We start from the raw sequence: 14,219 nt of genomic DNA, 5'->3' as shown, positions 1-14,219 counted from the left end.
ATGCTGAGCGTGATTGTTGACGGGCTGTGGCGCGAGGGCGACAAGAGCCTCGCCGTCCGGCTGGTGGCTGAAAACGGCGAAGCGCTGCCGGCGTGGCAGGCCGGCGCGCACGTTGATGTCCACCTGCCCTGCGGCGTGGTGCGCCAGTATTCACTGACCGGAGCATGTGGGGACGAGAGCTATCTTATTTGCGTGGGGCGTGAAACCGCCTCGCGCGGCGGGTCGCGCTACGTTCACGAGACGCTGCGTCCCGGGCAGAAGCTGATAATATCGGCCCCGCGCAACCTGTTTCCGCTTCAGCAGGCAGAGCGGGTTTTGCTGCTGGCGGCGGGCATTGGCATTACGCCGCTGTATGCGATGGCCCTGCAGCTGAAGGCAACCGGAACGCCGTTCACGCTGCACTACTACGTCAGAAACCGCGAAAGCGCGGCGTTTACGCGTGAACTCTCCCGGTTCGACGAGTGCCTCATTCATACCGCCAGCCCGCGCATAACGCTGGCAGAGCATCTCCCCGCGCCCGAGGCGGGGCTTCACGCCTGGATATGCGGACCGGCAGGATTTATGGAAAAAGTGTGTGAGGTCGCCACTGCAAAGGGATGGGATGACGCCCAACTTCACAGCGAGGCGTTTCAACCCGTTGCGCCCGCCGCAGGCGGTGAAACCGGGGAGATTTTCACGGTCAAACTGGCCTCCACCGGTGAGCGCTGGCCGGTGCCTGCGGATAAGACCATCGCCCAGGTATTACAGGAAAACGGGGTAGACATTCCGCTGTCATGCGAAATGGGGATCTGCGGCGCGTGCCTGACGCCGGTGATTGACGGCGTGGTGGATCACCGGGATAGCGTGCAGTCGGAGGCGGAAAAAAGCGCGACGAACCAGCAGGTGGCGCTGTGCTGTTCGCGAAGCCATTCCGGGGAGCTGGTGATTGGGCTGTAAAACGAAAAAACCCTGCGATATTGCTATCGCAGGGTTTTCGAATTTGGCGGAAGCGTAGAGATTCGAACTCTAGAACCCTTTCGGGTCGCCGGTTTTCAAGACCGGTGCCTTCAACCGCTCGGCCACGCTTCCAAAGTGAGGCGCACTATAAACATCTATTAGCGCCTTGTAAAGCAGGAATTTTTCTATTTTTCCCCACAGGCGTTTGACTGCGCAAAAAGTCACCCAAACGCTGACTTCACATCATTCTCCGCGACCTTGTACATACCGTAACATAGCAACGCTCATCGTTTTAAAACCCTCTGGTATAGAATGCCACAAAAATAAACGGTCATTTGTTGTGTAATTGTTATAAATCTGAGTAGCCACAGATTTAGAAATTACTGCCATGCAGTGTTACTGGTTGATGATGAAAATCAAAAATTCGCTTTGCTTACATATCCTGATGGCGACGCTGGCCATTTTGTTTCTCTGTGTTCACCCGCTGGTGACGAGTTTCGATCCACCGCTCACCTTCCAGCCGCTGATTAAATCAATGGCGGGTACGCCTAAAGAACAGGCGGAAAAAATTGCCACTATTTCTCATGCCTTAGAAGGGAATGCTATTTTCTTCATTGGCGCGTCTGAGGTTGCCACCTCAGAAGATGAACATTACGCTGTATATAATTACTTTAATAAGCAATTACACAAACCCGTCGTGGCGTATGGCGATGCGTTTGTCGATGATGAAACGCAATTTTTACTATTCTCACGCTTTAAAAATAGCCTTAACGCAAACAGTAAAGTTGTTTTGCTGCTGGCGCCTGACAGCTTTTACTCAAAAGGGCTGCCACCGGCTATTTATGCCGATAATTTCCCCGGCTCTATTTTTAATCCACTGATGAAGGATCCGCAGGCGCGCCCGCTGCTGGTTAATTATTTAAAGCATATTGATAGTAAAGAAATAAGCCATTTAACCTTTGGCCAAATGCACGTCTTTGGCTGGCATCCCGATCTGATCTGGGAGGAGCTGAGCTTCCAGTTTGCGAACGTCTGTACCATGATAAAAAACGACTGGCTGTCGCTGCTCAACATTAGGCCCCAGACGGTTCAGACCTGGCCGCCGCAGCCAGCCACCCGCATTATCCCTGACTGGGATAAAGAGCTGGCGAATGCCCGCGAGTTAAATAAAAAACGCCAGCAGAGCGCGGCCACCCTGTGGATGGACAAAACGATTTACGAAGAGGACGGTACGCGGCAACAGTGGGACGACACGCCGGTCGTGCCTGCGCAAATCGCCGCTTTCAGTAAAACCGTCCAGCTGCTGAAAGAACATCACGTGCAGGTGATTGCTATCGTCGACCCGGTTAACCCCTGGGCGCTTTACAACACCGATACCTTCCGCCCGGTTGATAAGCAAATTAAAACCATTCTGGAAAAGAACCAGATCCCCTATTTAGATATGTACGCCATGCCTTATCAGAATGGCTGGAACTGGGATCGTTTGCACCCTTCCGAACTGGCCTGGGTTCCTATGATTCGCTTTATTGCACAGAGTTTTAAATGATGAAAATTGCGATCCGTCTTTTTTTCCTTTATCTCCTGCTGGCGATTACCGTCGTCGCGTGGACCTCTGTCGATGACAGCATGAGTATGCAGCTGCATTTTGAATATCAAAAGTTCTGAGGCCGAATGATGTATAGCTCAGGAATGTTTTTTGTCTATTTGTTTTCATCCGCCCTGGCGTTTGCGCTGGTCAATCGCGTATTACGCCATCGCCTGACGTATTTATCGGCCTTATCCGTCCTGGCCGCATTAGGCTGGGGCTATATTTTTCAGGGTGATTACCGTGTTCCCGCGGTCGTTTTTTTTAGTTTTTACCTTGTCGCCGCGTTAAAAGAAAAAGGATGGTTAAAAACCTGGCAGGCGATTGTGTTAACGCTGCTTCCTTTATTTTTGGTGAAACTGCACGTTAATCATCATCTCGGCATGATCGGCCTCTCTTTTATGACGTTCCGCGCGGTAGACGTACTGCTCTATCGCAGTAAAAAAGAAGGGCAGAATTTCCTGCACTATTTCTGCTATCTGTTTATGCCCTTTATTATTCTGGCGGGCCCAATGTACCGCTGGCGGACATGGATGAGCGACGTCAGCAAGCCCGTCTTTGCCCTTACTCGCGAACAGTTTTTAGTGGCGCTGGAGCAAATCATTACCGGCATTGTCCAGAAGTTCCTGTTTGCGATGCTGGTTGATTCACTCGTCGTGCAGCCCTGGAGCCATAAGCCGTTTACGCTGACCGTGGGCGTGGTGATGTCGATTGCCTATAGCGCCTATCTGTACTTTGATTTTGCGGGCTACAGCAATATGGCCATCGGCGCAGGCCGCCTGTTTGGACTCAACATTCCGGCAAACTTCAATATGCCGCTTCTGGCAAAGAACCCGCAGGATTTCTGGCGCCGCTTCCACATCAGCCTGTCTGAATGGCTGCGCGATGTGGTCTTTATGCCCGTTTATATGAACCTGATGAAGTTCAACTTTTTCCGTCAGAACAAAACGCTGGCGCAAAATATCGGTATTTTTTGCACCCTGTTCTGCATGGGGGCATGGAATGGCCTGGAACGCCATTACGTCATCAGCGGCGCGCTGTTTGGCGGCATTTCTGTCGCTCATAACATGCTGCTGTGGTCAGCCAAACGCAGCCCGACGTTACACCGCGGCTTGCAGTATCCGGCCGTTGCATTTTTGGGACGCATTCTGACGCTGGGAAGCGCCGCGGGCTCCCTTTACATCTTTAGTGGAATGTCACCTCTATGAAAAATCACTCCGATCTTCAGGAAATGCACGATTTCTTGCGTGCGGCATTATGCGATCCCGCCTCCCCGCAGCAGCTGGCCATCAGCGGCAGCGACGAAGCCTTAAGCTGGCTGCAGCTTTCCGCGGCCGTGACGGACTGGGCGCAGCGCTATCAGCGTTGCCAGCCTGTTGCCGGTACGCCGGTCGTCTTGTACGGACACCAGCAGGCCGAGTTCGCCGTGGCGATTTATAGCTGCCTGCTGCACAACATTCCGTACATTCCGGTGGACTGCATTTACCCGCAGGAGCGCCTGCGGGAGATCTGCCATCTGGCCAGCGCCCCTTACTATTACGACGTCGCGACCCGGCAGTTTATCGCCACCGGTGAACCGGGCAAGGTGCTGGAGGAGCAGGATTTGGCCTATATCATGTTTACCTCAGGCAGCACCGGCAAGCCTAAAGGGGTGCAGATTGGACGTGAAAGCGTATGGCACTTCATGAAATGGGTCAGCCAGGACTTTTCGCTGCCGGAAAAACCAGTGCTGATGAACCACGCGGTGTTCAGTTTTGACCTCTCCCTGATCCCTTTGCTGGCGAATCTGGCGATGGGTGGACACATCGTGCTGAACGCCAAAGAAGACATTCAAAAAGAGAACTGGCTGGAACGACTGAAAAGCAATGCCGTCTCCGCCTGGATTTCCACCCCCTCTTTTGCTTACCAGCAGCTGCTTTCCCCGCAGTTTAACAGCGAGTATTTACCTGAACTCAACGTCTTTATCTTCATTGGTGAAGTGTTGAATAAAGCGCTGGTTAAACAGCTTCGCCGCCGCTTCCCGCAGGCAAAAATCATTAACTCCTATGGTCCAACGGAAGCGACCATCGCGACCACCGTGGTTGAAATCACGGATGAGATCCTGAACAGCGACAGCGCCGTGCTGCCGGTGGGGGTCATGATGCCAGAGAGCAGAATGGAAATTTCCGCTGAAGGCGAGCTGATTATCTGGGGTAAAAACGTCATGCGCGGCTACCTGGGCCTACCGCAGGAGAACGCAGAAAAATTACTCCGTCGGGAAAATGAAGCATTTCGCGGCTACCGGACCGGCGATCTGGGCTATGAAGCGGGACTTATCTACTGCCAGGGCCGCAACGATAGCCAGGTCAAACTGAATGGCTACCGTATTGAAATTAACGAGATTGAAAACCGCCTGCTGGCCATGTCCGGCATCAACGAAGCGGTGGTTCTGCCGCTGATGAAATCCTGCGGCAGCGTGCTGCGCATTGCCGCGTTCTGCGTGACCGATATGGCGCCGGATACCATCAAAACGTCGCTTTCTAAGGTGGTTCCGCACTATATGGTGCCTTCACAAATTATCGTAAAAGACGCTTTGCCGCTGAATCCCAACGGCAAAATTGACCGCAAGCTGCTGGACGCTTACGCCCGCACAAATTAATGACTCCAGGAAAAATTATGGAACAAGAAATTCTCGCCCTGTTCGAAAAAGTGTTATCCCGTAAGGTGGGCTTTCACGATGAACTGATTGAATCCGACATTCTCGACTCCATCCTGGCGGTCGATATGGTGCTGGAAGTGCAGGACGTTTACGGCTGTATGATCCCGCCAACTGACGTAGCGACGGTGCTGAAAACCCCGGCTGACCTGGCCCGCTATATTGAAGAAAACCGCTAAACGCCCCTGCAGTTAATGCTGCCCTGAAGGCTCTGGAGGATCTCCCCAGAGCCTTTTTCCATTCCCCCCTCCCGCCTGAAAGCAAAACGCTGCCTTTCACAGGAATGAAACCCACTGCTTTTACTATTTCACCTACACTTTAGGGGTACTGTCGGTACGGGAAATAGAAAAAAGCCAACTTAATTAAGGCATTAATGATTCGCTCTCCACCCGGGTTGCGATCGTTTTGCCTTTAACAAAGGAGTCTGCAGTATGGCATTCGTAACCACGAAAGACGGCGTCAACATTTACTACAAAGACTGGGGCCCCAAAGAGGCCCAGCCCATTGTCTTCCACCACGGTTGGCCGTTGAGTGCCGATGACTGGGATAACCAGATGCTCTTCTTCCTCGCTGAAGGCTATCGCGTTATCGCTATCGATCGCCGCGGTCACGGGCGTTCGGACCAGGTGAGTGAAGGGCACGATATGGATCATTATGCGGCCGATGCGTCAGCCGTGGTTGAAAGCCTGGATCTGCGTAATGCCGTGCACGTCGGTCACTCCACCGGCGGCGGCCAGGTCGCCCGCTATGTTGCCCGGTACGGCCAACCGCAGGGGCGCGTTGCCAAAGCGGTGCTCGTCAGCTCTGTTCCGCCTCTCATGGTCAAAACGGAGACTAACCCCGGCGGAACGCCGATCGAGGTTTTCGATGGCTTCCGCAAAGCGCTGGCGGCTAACCGCGCCCAGTTTTATCTCGACGTCGCCAGCGGTCCTTTCTACGGTTTTAACCGTGAGGGAGCCGAGGTTTCACAGGGTACGATTCAGAACTGGTGGCGTCAGGGCATGATCGGCAGCGCCAAGGCCCACTATGAGGGGATTAAGGCGTTTTCTGAAACCGATCAGACGGAAGATTTAAAAACCATCACGGTTCCCGTTCTGGTGATGCAGGGCGACGACGATCAGGTCGTGCCGTATAAGAATGCCGCCCTGCTGCAGGACAAGCTGCTGGCGAACAGCGTACTGAAAATTTATCCGGGCTTCCCACACGGGATGCATACCACCCATGCGGATACTATCAATGCGGACATTCTGGCCTTTATCCGCTCATAACGCCGCGTTTATTGCCGGGTGGCGCTACGCTTATCCGGCCTACATTCCGCCACGATATTCCATTCAATGCATGAACGCCACCCGAGGGTGGCGTTGTTTATTCCGCTTAACGATTATCCAGCTGGGCGCGAACGTTGTTCAGCCCGGTGGTGTTGATCCGGTACGGCTGCCCGTTCACGGAGCGGATTAGCTTTTTGGTGCGGAGTTTTTTGAAGACGCTGAGCGTGCAGTCGCTCAGTATCAGCCCTTCACGGGTATAGCACTCTACGGACGTAACGCGGCCGGAACTGTCGCGGACGTGCACAATACGCCCACCTTTGGCGAGAACGTGTAAGGTACGTTGTTCCTGACGGGATAAATTCATACTGGAAAACCTGTGTAATCATCATGCGTAAAAACGAGCCCACACCCGCAGGTGCGTGCGTAAGGTTTAAGCGCAGCGATAACCAGTCCGTCCTGAAAAGGTCGGGAAACTGATTATCTGATGAAAACATTCTCCAGCATCAAAGCCTCGATGAGAGATGAAAAGGTATTTACGGGGGTGAATAATAGCGCCTGATTTTTGCGGGGAAATAACGGGGTCTTGAAAGTGTGAGGCGGATCGGTGAATCCAAAACAAAAACCCCAGGTTCACAAGTAACCTGGGGTTTATATCTGGCGGAAGCGCAGAGATTCGAACTCTGGAACCCTTTCGGGTCGCCGGTTTTCAAGACCGGTGCCTTCAACCGCTCGGCCACACTTCCTAAGTGAGGCGAACTATAAACACCTCACCGCGTGCTGTAAAGAGTGGCTGCACTCGTTCGCTGTAAAAATAGTCAAAACGTGTTTAATCGGTTGAACTGACGACACATCGACGATTTTATCAGCACAGTCTCCCGCGCTCAGGCTTAGTGTTTTTTGATGTACATGTCTTTGGTGTAATAGTACCCCAGCTTATCCGGCGTAAACCCACCCACCCACGGTTTCACCAGGTGCGTGCGAACGTAGTGATAAACCGGAATGGCCGGCACATCACGACCCAGCAGATCTTCCGCCTGCTGGTAGAACTTACCCCGCTCTTCCGTTGTTTTGGCTTTTGCGGCATTCACCAGCGCCTGGTCGTATTCCGGATTGCTGTACTGGCTGGTGTTTTCGCTGTCGCCGGTGCGGAAGGTGTTCAGGAAGGTCGCCGCATCGTCGTAATCGGCAATCCACGCGTACCGCACCGCGTCAAAGTTGTGGGTGTGCATGGTATCCAGCATGGTTTTCCACTCCTGATTTTGCAGCTTCGCCTCCACGCCGAGGTTCTTTTTCCACATGGAACTGGCCGCAATCGCGATACGCTGGTGCGATTCAGAGGTGTTATAGAGCAGGTTGAAGCTCAGAGGGTGGCTTTCGTTGTACCCGGCCTCGTTGAGCAGTTTTTTCGCCTCAGCGATGCGCTTGTCCTGCGGCCAGCTGGCGTAGTCCGGATTCTGAAGCTTAACGCCGCCGATATCCGGCTGGCTGATGAGCCACGCCGGGCGCTGCCCCTGCCCTAACACTTTCCCGGCAATGATGTCTTTATCGAGCGCCATGTTCAGCGCCTTGCGCACCCGGGCGTCGTTGAACGGCGGTCGGGTGGTATTGAATTCGTAGTAATAGGTCGCCAGCTGCGGAGAGACATCCAGTTGGCTGCCCAGAGTCTTCTTAAGCTGGGCAAACTGGTTGATCGGCACCGTGTACACGATATCAATTTCACCCGCTTTATAGCGGTTCACATCCGCGGCTTCGGAGGTGATAGGCAGATACGTCACCTTGTTGATCACGGTATGAGCATTATCCCAGTAGCGCGGGTTGCGCTCCGCCACAATGCGTTCGTTGACCACCCACTGTGAAAGCTTATACGCCCCACTGGTGACGATATGTTCAGGCTTGGTCCACTTGTCGCCAAAGCGGCCAATCAGCACTTTATCCACAGGCACCAGTGACGGGTGCGCCAGCATTGCCAGGAATGCCGCATTAGGCTGAGTCAATGTCACTTCCAGCGTGGTGTCGTTAATGGCTTTCACGCCCAGCGTATCGGGGGCTTTTTTCCCTTGAGCGATATCCGCACCATTTACGATGTGCATGTTGCCTGGATAGCTGGCATACGGTGAAGCGGTTTTAGGATCAACCAGACGCTGCCAGCTCCAGACCACATCTTCCGCGGTGATGGCAGTGCCGTCGCTCCAGGTGATGCCCGGGCGCAGATGGAACGTCCAGACGGTGTTGTCCTTGTTCTCCCATTTTTCCGCCAGCCGGGGCTGAACTTCACCCGACGGGGAAACGCTGACCAGCCCGTCGAATAAATCACTGATAATATTGAATTCGACGTCGCTTTCGACTTTATGCGGGTCGAGCGAAGCGGGCTCATTACCGTTGTTCCTGACCAGTTCCTGCTTATCGGCCAGCTGCGTTCCTGCCGGCACGTTAGCCGCCCAGGTAGCCGTGCTGGCGCACAGGATCCCTGCGGTAAGTAAAGAGAGCGTAAAGCGCGTGCGTGTTTGTGGTTTCATTTCCTTCGCCTTATTGTCTGTTTTTGTGACGATCCGGAAATAACTCTTAGCGGCCTTATGGTAATAACGCAATAATTTTCAGTAACCTATAAGAGGTTGATCTGATTAATCGCGCCAAACCGCTGTTCATACTGGTGAAATGTATTTATGCAGAAGAAACAACCAGCTCCAGCGCTAACCTGCTGAGTAAAGATGGGTAAAACCACTTTGAGACTGGCGCCCCGTTTCCTATTCTTTCCGTTAATTACATCTGTCATAAGAGAGTGACTCATGGATCGTATAATTACTTCCTCACGCGACCGCACATCGCTACTCAGCACCCACAAGGTGCTGCGCAATACCTATTTCATGCTCAGCCTGACGCTGGCGTTTTCGGCGATCACCGCCACCGCCAGCACCCTGCTGATGCTGCCGTCTCCGGGGCTGATCCTGACGCTTGTGGGTATGTATGGTCTGATGTTCCTGACCTACAAAACCGCTGACAAACCGGTCGGTATTCTGTCGGCCTTTGCCTTCACCGGCTTCCTGGGCTACATCCTGGGACCGATGCTGAACGCGTATCTGTCTGCCGGTATGGGCGACCTTATCGGCATGGCGCTGGGCGGTACCGCGCTGGTATTCTTCTGCTGCTCGGCCTACGTGCTGACCACCCGTAAGGACATGTCCTTCCTCGGCGGTATGCTGATGGCGGGTGTTGTTGTGGTGCTGGTGGGCATGGTGGCTAACATCTTCCTGCAGCTGCCTGCCCTGCACCTGGCGATCAGCGCCGTGTTTATTCTGATTTCTTCCGGCGCGATCCTGTTTGAAACCAGCAACATCATTCGCGGCGGTGAGACGAACTATATCCGCGCCACCGTGAGCCTGTACGTGTCGCTGTATAACATCTTCGTCAGCCTGTTGAGCATCCTGGGCTTCGCCAGTCGGGATTAAACCGCAGCGCTGTGAACCTGGCCCCGCTTATGCGGGGCTTTGTTTTTTGGTACACTGCTGCGGTTTTTGACTGACGCGTGAATGACTATGTTGAGTTTTGAAGGCAAAGAGATCGAGACCGATAACGACGGTTATCTGAAAGAGAGTGGCCAGTGGAGCGAACCGCTGGCGGAGAAAATTGCGGAAAACGAAGGGATAACCCTCTCTCCAGAACACTGGGAAGTGGTGCGTTTTGTTCGCGAGTTCTATCTTGAATTCAACACCTCTCCGGCCATTCGCATGCTGGTCAAGGCGATGGCCAATAAGTTCGGTGAAGAGAAAGGCAACAGCCGCTATCTGTATCGTCTGTTCCCGAAAGGCCCGGCAAAACAGGCCACCAAAATTGCCGGCCTGCCTAAGCCAGTGAAGTGTATTTAATACCGAATACCGAAATTTACGTATTCGCGCCCCGGTTGATGGGGTTCCGTTAAGACCTTATCAACCCGCGCGCTGCGCGGCCCACCCGCTTTCAGCCACGCCACCAGCTTGTCGACCTGCTCCGCTTCGCCGCAGGCGACCACTTCGACGCTTCCGTCGTCCATGTTGCGCGCGTATCCCGTTAGCCCAAGCTCAACAGCTTCGCGCTGGGTGCTGTAGCGGAACCCGACGCCCTGAACAACGCCGTGAACCCAGGCAATAGTGCAGACTTTAGACATTCTTCTTCTCCTTAACGTAGCGTTTTCGGTAAGCAGCCGTAGTGTTGCCGGAAACGGGCGGTGAAACGAGAGCTGGAAAGATAACCACATTGTAATGCGATTTCGCCGATCGGTAATCGTGTTGACTGTAGCTGCGACAAAGCCACGGCCATCCTCACCTCCTCCACAATCTGGCGAAAACTCTGCGACTCTTCACGCAACCGCCTGCGCAGCGTCGGCACGCTTAATGCGAGACGGCTGGCAACGTCCTGCGCAGTCCAGTCTCTGGCGGGCGACAGCATAATGAACTGCCGCACCTGCTCGGTCAGGTTACTGTTTCGCTCAACAAGCAGCGGACCCGCCACACCGTCATGCAGCAGGGCCAGCAACAGACCGAAGGCCTGATGCTTTTGTAGCGCTTCCGGTAACTCCTGACGCACGGCGTGCAGCAGGTTGTACCACATAAATGCCAGCCCCTCGCTCAGCGGAGCACAGAGCGAATGCAGCGTCGTGCGCGGCCAGGATTTCAGGTAATGCGCTTTAAACTCGGCAACAATTTCCGGCGATAACATTAGCAAATCCGAGTGAAACAGCCCGTTTACAGGCTGATTGATAATTTCCATCGACGTATTGGCAGGGATAATAATGAGCTCATCCCGTGTCGCCTCCAGGCGGTTATCATCCTGAACAATCACCTTACTGCCGTGAGTGATATGACAAATAGCCGGAAAAAAAAGTTTAACCTGGTGCAGGCGATGCATTTTGCTGGCAGTCACTTCACCCGCCGTAAGATGTTTATGTCGAAAATGAAACTCCTGCACCCTGCCATCCTTATCTGCTGTAGGTTGCCGTTAACTGAGCCTTTGCCAGAACGTGACTATTGAGCATAAAACCGACCAGCGCGCCGCTGGCATTGTTGTCGACGGGCAGTTTATCCACGTCGAGCGCCCAGACGGTAATCTGATAGCGGTGAGGCTTATCCCCGGCGGGTGGACATACGCCGCCGAATCCAGAATAGCCGAAATCATTACGCCCCTGCACAGCGCCGGCAGGTAATTTCTCGCCGTTCGGATTACCGGCATCAGCGGGCAGCGTCATTGTCTTCGCCGGGATATTGGCTACTGTCCAGTGCCACCAGCCGCTGCCGGTAGGTGCATCCGGGTCATATACCGTAACGGCAAAACTTTTCGTACCGGCAGGGGGATTCTTCCATGCCAGCCGTGGTGAAGTATTTCCACCGTGGCAGCCGAACCCCTCAAACACCTGCTGTGTCGCTAACCGCCGTTCGCCGGAAATATCCCGGCTGGTGATGCCGAAAGGCGTTGCCGCTAAAACCTGAGAACTCATTGCCGCCAGAGCGGCTATGGCTATTACACTGTGCTTTTTCATGGGTATTTCCTTTGCTGAACCGGAAGCCCTAAGATAAAGCACGCAACAATGCCCCAATGTGCCTAAGCGATTTGATTTTGTGCCGAAACGCTCAACGGCATCCGCAGATGATTGCGCCTTGCTGAATGTGGTAATCTACGCGCCATTTCCTGAAATCGACAGAACAGCAAATTATGAGTGTACGTTTAGTGTTAGCCAAAGGGCGCGAGAAATCATTACTGCGCCGTCATCCCTGGGTCTTTTCCGGCGCGGTTGCCCGTATGGAAGGCAAAGCCAGCCTCGGTGAAACCATTGATATCGTTGACCATCAGGGTAAATGGTTAGCGCGAGGCGCCTACTCGCCAGCGTCCCAGATCCGTGCTCGCGTCTGGACGTTTGATAAAGATGAAACCATTGACATCGACTTCTTCGTTCGCCGCCTGCAGCAGGCGCAGCAGTGGCGCGACTGGCTGGCAAAACGTGACGGGCTGGACAGCTACCGCCTGATCGCCGGTGAGTCCGACGGCCTGCCGGGCGTGACCATCGATCGCTTCGGTGACTTCCTGGTACTGCAGCTCCTGAGCGCCGGAGCGGAATACCAGCGTGCCGCGCTGATCAGCGCGCTGCAAACGCTGTTCCCGGAATGCGCCATTTACGACCGCAGCGATGTGGCGGTGCGCAAAAAAGAAGGCATGGAGCTGACTCAGGGGCCCGTAACGGGCGAACTACCACCGGCCCTGCTGCCGATTGAAGAGCACGGCATGAAGCTGCTGGTGGATATTCAGGGCGGGCACAAAACCGGTTACTACCTCGACCAGCGCGACAGCCGTCTGGCTACGCGTCAGTACGTTGCCGACAAACGCGTGCTGAACTGCTTCTCCTATACCGGCGGTTTTGCCGTTTCAGCTCTGATGGGCGGCTGTGCCCAGGTTGTCAGCGTGGATACCTCGCAGGAAGCGCTGGACGTGGCAAAACAGAACGTCGAGCTGAACAAGCTGGATCTGAGCAAAGCGGAATTTGTACGCGATGACGTGTTCAAGCTGCTGCGTAAATATCGCGATCAGGGCGAGAAGTTCGACGTCATCGTGATGGATCCACCAAAGTTTGTGGAAAACAAAAGCCAGCTGATGGGCGCGTGCCGTGGGTATAAAGATATCAACATGCTGGCCATCCAGCTGCTGAACCCGGGCGGGGTTCTGCTCACCTTCTCCTGCTCCGGCCTGATGACCACAGATTTATTTCAGAAAATCATCGCCGATGCCGCAATAGATGCTGGCCGTGATGTACAATTTATAGAGCAGTTCCGTCAGGCAGCCGATCATCCCGTGATTGCTACCTACCCGGAAGGACTGTATCTGAAAGGGTTTGCCTGTCGCGTCATGTAACTTGAAAAGAGAAATATTGCCCGCACATAACGTGTAAGTCGTATTTCCCGGGAGGTGACTATGATTGCCAGCAAATTCGGTATCGGCCAGCAGGTCCGCCACACTTTGCTCGGGTATTTGGGTGTGGTCGTGGATATCGACCCGGAGTATTCCCTTGATGAACCGTCAGCAGACGAGCTGGCGGTCAACGCAGAGCTTCGCGCCGCGCCCTGGTACCATGTGGTGATGGAAGGTGATGACGGGCAACCCGTCCACACCTACCTCGCCGAAGCGCAGCTGAGTAGCGAGCTGCAGGATGAGCATCCGGAGCAACCCACTATGGATGAACTTGCTCAGACTATCCGCAAACAGTTACAGGCTCCGCGCCTGCGGAACTAAGCGTGTAAAAAAAGCCCGATGAACGGGCTTTTTTTTATTACTTCGCCAGCCCCAGACGGGGGATATCGATCGCCGGACAGCGGTCCATGACGACGTTCAGCCCCGCATCCCGCGCCAGTACCGCAGCCTGCTCGTTAATCACACCCAGCTGCATCCACAGCGTTTTCGCCCCTACGGCGATAGCGTCCTGCGCCACTTCCCACGCTGCCTCGGAGTTTCGGAAGACATCAACCATATCAATTTTTTCCGGCACGTCAGCGAGCGTGGCATACCCCTGCTGACCCAGTAAGGTTTTCCCCGCCACTTTTGGCGAGACCGGGATAACGTGATAGCCCTGATCGAGAAGGTATTTCATCACCCGATAGCTTGGGCGATCGGGTTTATCGCTCGCGCCCACCAGCGCAATGGTACGCGTAGATGTCAGAATCTCGGCAATATCGTTCTCTTTCATGGTTTTTCTCCTGGCTTTTTTAAAAGTGTACGC

17 protein-coding genes and 2 tRNA genes are annotated in these 14,219 nt (G+C 54.1%); 11 read left to right on the top strand and 8 right to left on the bottom strand.

The annotated features are described in order from the left end of the window. The gene (locus tag FOY93_RS07965; RefSeq protein WP_143344906.1) at nt 1-936 is read left to right on the top strand and encodes a PDR/VanB family oxidoreductase; all 936 of its coding nucleotides are present in this window, start codon (nt 1-3) and stop codon (nt 934-936) included. A gap of 44 nt (nt 937-980) precedes the next feature. On the opposite strand, the gene FOY93_RS07960 is transcribed toward FOY93_RS07965, so the two are convergent. Beyond that, a tRNA-Ser gene (locus tag FOY93_RS07960) sits at nt 981-1,068 on the bottom strand. Between the two features lie 277 nt (nt 1,069-1,345). On the opposite strand from FOY93_RS07960, the gene FOY93_RS07955 reads away from it, so the two are divergent. From FOY93_RS07955 to FOY93_RS07935, 6 genes are all read left to right on the top strand, one after another. Next, a complete protein-coding gene (locus FOY93_RS07955; RefSeq protein ID WP_143345711.1) occupies nt 1,346-2,482 on the top strand; it encodes a D-alanyl-lipoteichoic acid biosynthesis protein DltD in 1,137 nt (378 codons plus the stop codon). Then, nucleotides 2,479-2,601 (top strand): hypothetical protein, encoded by a 123-nt coding sequence (locus tag FOY93_RS23905; protein ID WP_256371422.1) that lies wholly within the window; start codon nt 2,479-2,481, stop codon nt 2,599-2,601. The genes FOY93_RS07955 and FOY93_RS23905 overlap by 4 nt, the downstream gene beginning before the upstream one ends. Before the next feature lie 9 nt (nt 2,602-2,610). Next, entirely contained in the window at nt 2,611-3,729 is a 1,119-nt protein-coding gene (locus FOY93_RS07950) for an MBOAT family O-acyltransferase (protein ID WP_115874669.1), read from the top strand. Beyond that, nucleotides 3,726-5,159 carry an AMP-binding protein gene (locus FOY93_RS07945; RefSeq protein ID WP_111964523.1) on the top strand — a complete coding sequence of 478 codons (1,434 nt, stop codon included), beginning with the start codon at nt 3,726-3,728 and terminating at the stop codon, nt 5,157-5,159. Before FOY93_RS07950 ends, FOY93_RS07945 begins: the two co-directional genes overlap by 4 nt. A 17-nt stretch (nt 5,160-5,176) precedes the next feature. Continuing rightward, complete coding sequence (locus FOY93_RS07940; protein ID WP_008499867.1) at nt 5,177-5,395, top strand: acyl carrier protein; 219 nt, start codon at nt 5,177-5,179, stop codon at nt 5,393-5,395. A 252-nt stretch (nt 5,396-5,647) separates the two neighbouring features. Continuing rightward, entirely contained in the window at nt 5,648-6,484 is an 837-nt protein-coding gene (locus tag FOY93_RS07935) for an alpha/beta fold hydrolase (RefSeq protein ID WP_115874666.1), read from the top strand. Between the two features lie 106 nt (nt 6,485-6,590). Here FOY93_RS07935 and FOY93_RS07930 read toward each other — a convergent pair whose 3' ends face one another. The 3 genes from FOY93_RS07930 to FOY93_RS07920 all read right to left on the bottom strand — a co-directional run bounded on the left by FOY93_RS07930 (nt 6,591) and on the right by FOY93_RS07920 (nt 9,000). After that, complete coding sequence (locus FOY93_RS07930; RefSeq protein ID WP_063453335.1) at nt 6,591-6,848, bottom strand: YjhX family toxin; 258 nt, start codon at nt 6,846-6,848, stop codon at nt 6,591-6,593. A 291-nt stretch (nt 6,849-7,139) separates the two neighbouring features. After that, a tRNA-Ser gene (locus FOY93_RS07925) sits at nt 7,140-7,227 on the bottom strand. 144 nt (nt 7,228-7,371) lie between these two features. Further along, nucleotides 7,372-9,000, bottom strand: coding sequence for an ABC transporter substrate-binding protein (locus FOY93_RS07920; RefSeq protein WP_133294121.1), 1,629 nt, complete (start codon nt 8,998-9,000; stop codon nt 7,372-7,374). Nucleotides 9,001-9,270: 270 nt separating this feature from the next. On the opposite strand from FOY93_RS07920, the gene yccA reads away from it, so the two are divergent. Together yccA and tusE are read left to right on the top strand one after the other, a co-directional pair. Then, nucleotides 9,271-9,930 (top strand): FtsH protease modulator YccA, encoded by a 660-nt coding sequence (yccA, locus tag FOY93_RS07910; protein ID WP_047174510.1) that lies wholly within the window; start codon nt 9,271-9,273, stop codon nt 9,928-9,930. An 87-nt stretch (nt 9,931-10,017) separates the two neighbouring features. Then, complete coding sequence (gene tusE / locus FOY93_RS07905) at nt 10,018-10,347, top strand: sulfurtransferase TusE (protein ID WP_032658335.1); 330 nt, start codon at nt 10,018-10,020, stop codon at nt 10,345-10,347. Here the strand turns inward: tusE and yccX are convergent. From yccX to FOY93_RS07890, 3 genes are read right to left on the bottom strand one after another with little or no spacing between them, the layout of a single operon-like run. Next, the gene (gene yccX, locus FOY93_RS07900) at nt 10,344-10,625 is read right to left on the bottom strand and encodes an acylphosphatase (RefSeq protein ID WP_029739909.1); all 282 of its coding nucleotides are present in this window, start codon (nt 10,623-10,625) and stop codon (nt 10,344-10,346) included. The two genes, tusE and yccX, sit on opposite strands and share 4 nt — an antisense overlap. Nucleotides 10,626-10,636: 11 nt before the next feature. Further along, complete coding sequence (locus FOY93_RS07895) at nt 10,637-11,425, bottom strand: AraC family transcriptional regulator (protein WP_133294120.1); 789 nt, start codon at nt 11,423-11,425, stop codon at nt 10,637-10,639. A 10-nt stretch (nt 11,426-11,435) separates the two neighbouring features. Then, the gene (locus tag FOY93_RS07890) at nt 11,436-11,993 is read right to left on the bottom strand and encodes a kinase inhibitor (protein WP_143344905.1); all 558 of its coding nucleotides are present in this window, start codon (nt 11,991-11,993) and stop codon (nt 11,436-11,438) included. A 173-nt stretch (nt 11,994-12,166) separates the two neighbouring features. On the opposite strand from FOY93_RS07890, the gene rlmI reads away from it, so the two are divergent. Together rlmI and hspQ are read left to right on the top strand one after the other, a co-directional pair. Continuing rightward, nucleotides 12,167-13,357, top strand: coding sequence for a 23S rRNA (cytosine(1962)-C(5))-methyltransferase RlmI (gene rlmI, locus FOY93_RS07885; RefSeq protein WP_096150520.1), 1,191 nt, complete (start codon nt 12,167-12,169; stop codon nt 13,355-13,357). Between the two features lie 60 nt (nt 13,358-13,417). After that, nucleotides 13,418-13,735 carry a heat shock protein HspQ gene (gene hspQ / locus FOY93_RS07880; RefSeq protein WP_013097248.1) on the top strand — a complete coding sequence of 106 codons (318 nt, stop codon included), beginning with the start codon at nt 13,418-13,420 and terminating at the stop codon, nt 13,733-13,735. 37 nt (nt 13,736-13,772) lie between these two features. On the opposite strand, the gene FOY93_RS07875 is transcribed toward hspQ, so the two are convergent. After that, nucleotides 13,773-14,186 (bottom strand): CoA-binding protein, encoded by a 414-nt coding sequence (locus tag FOY93_RS07875; RefSeq protein WP_008499920.1) that lies wholly within the window; start codon nt 14,184-14,186, stop codon nt 13,773-13,775. Nucleotides 14,187-14,219 lie beyond the last annotated feature (33 nt).

Source organism: Enterobacter sp. 18A13 (assembly GCF_007035975.1).
Taxonomy (GTDB): Bacteria; Pseudomonadota; Gammaproteobacteria; order Enterobacterales; family Enterobacteriaceae; genus Enterobacter; species Enterobacter vonholyi.
The sequence above is the reverse complement of the archived record's forward strand: the minus strand, read 5'-3'. Positions and strand labels throughout refer to the sequence as shown.

Bases quoted from the DNA above. Each gene is read 5' to 3' on its own strand.
- FOY93_RS07930 (WP_063453335.1), bottom strand. From the start codon at position 6,848: ATGAATTTATCCCGTCAGGAACAACGTACCTTACACGTTCTCGCCAAA.
- FOY93_RS07950 (WP_115874669.1), top strand. From the start codon at position 2,611: ATGTATAGCTCAGGAATGTTTTTTGTCTATTTGTTTTCATCCGCCCTG.
- FOY93_RS07890 (WP_143344905.1), bottom strand. From the start codon at position 11,993: ATGAAAAAGCACAGTGTAATAGCCATAGCCGCTCTGGCGGCAATGAGT.
- rlmI (WP_096150520.1), top strand. From the start codon at position 12,167: ATGAGTGTACGTTTAGTGTTAGCCAAAGGGCGCGAGAAATCATTACTG.
- yccX (WP_029739909.1), bottom strand. From the start codon at position 10,625: ATGTCTAAAGTCTGCACTATTGCCTGGGTTCACGGCGTTGTTCAGGGC.
- yccA (WP_047174510.1), top strand. From the start codon at position 9,271: ATGGATCGTATAATTACTTCCTCACGCGACCGCACATCGCTACTCAGC.
- FOY93_RS07920 (WP_133294121.1), bottom strand. From the start codon at position 9,000: ATGAAACCACAAACACGCACGCGCTTTACGCTCTCTTTACTTACCGCA.
- FOY93_RS07945 (WP_111964523.1), top strand. From the start codon at position 3,726: ATGAAAAATCACTCCGATCTTCAGGAAATGCACGATTTCTTGCGTGCG.
- FOY93_RS07940 (WP_008499867.1), top strand. From the start codon at position 5,177: ATGGAACAAGAAATTCTCGCCCTGTTCGAAAAAGTGTTATCCCGTAAG.
- FOY93_RS07935 (WP_115874666.1), top strand. From the start codon at position 5,648: ATGGCATTCGTAACCACGAAAGACGGCGTCAACATTTACTACAAAGAC.
- hspQ (WP_013097248.1), top strand. From the start codon at position 13,418: ATGATTGCCAGCAAATTCGGTATCGGCCAGCAGGTCCGCCACACTTTG.
- FOY93_RS23905 (WP_256371422.1), top strand. From the start codon at position 2,479: ATGATGAAAATTGCGATCCGTCTTTTTTTCCTTTATCTCCTGCTGGCG.
- FOY93_RS07955 (WP_143345711.1), top strand. From the start codon at position 1,346: ATGAAAATCAAAAATTCGCTTTGCTTACATATCCTGATGGCGACGCTG.
- FOY93_RS07875 (WP_008499920.1), bottom strand. From the start codon at position 14,186: ATGAAAGAGAACGATATTGCCGAGATTCTGACATCTACGCGTACCATT.
- FOY93_RS07965 (WP_143344906.1), top strand. From the start codon at position 1: ATGCTGAGCGTGATTGTTGACGGGCTGTGGCGCGAGGGCGACAAGAGC.
- tusE (WP_032658335.1), top strand. From the start codon at position 10,018: ATGTTGAGTTTTGAAGGCAAAGAGATCGAGACCGATAACGACGGTTAT.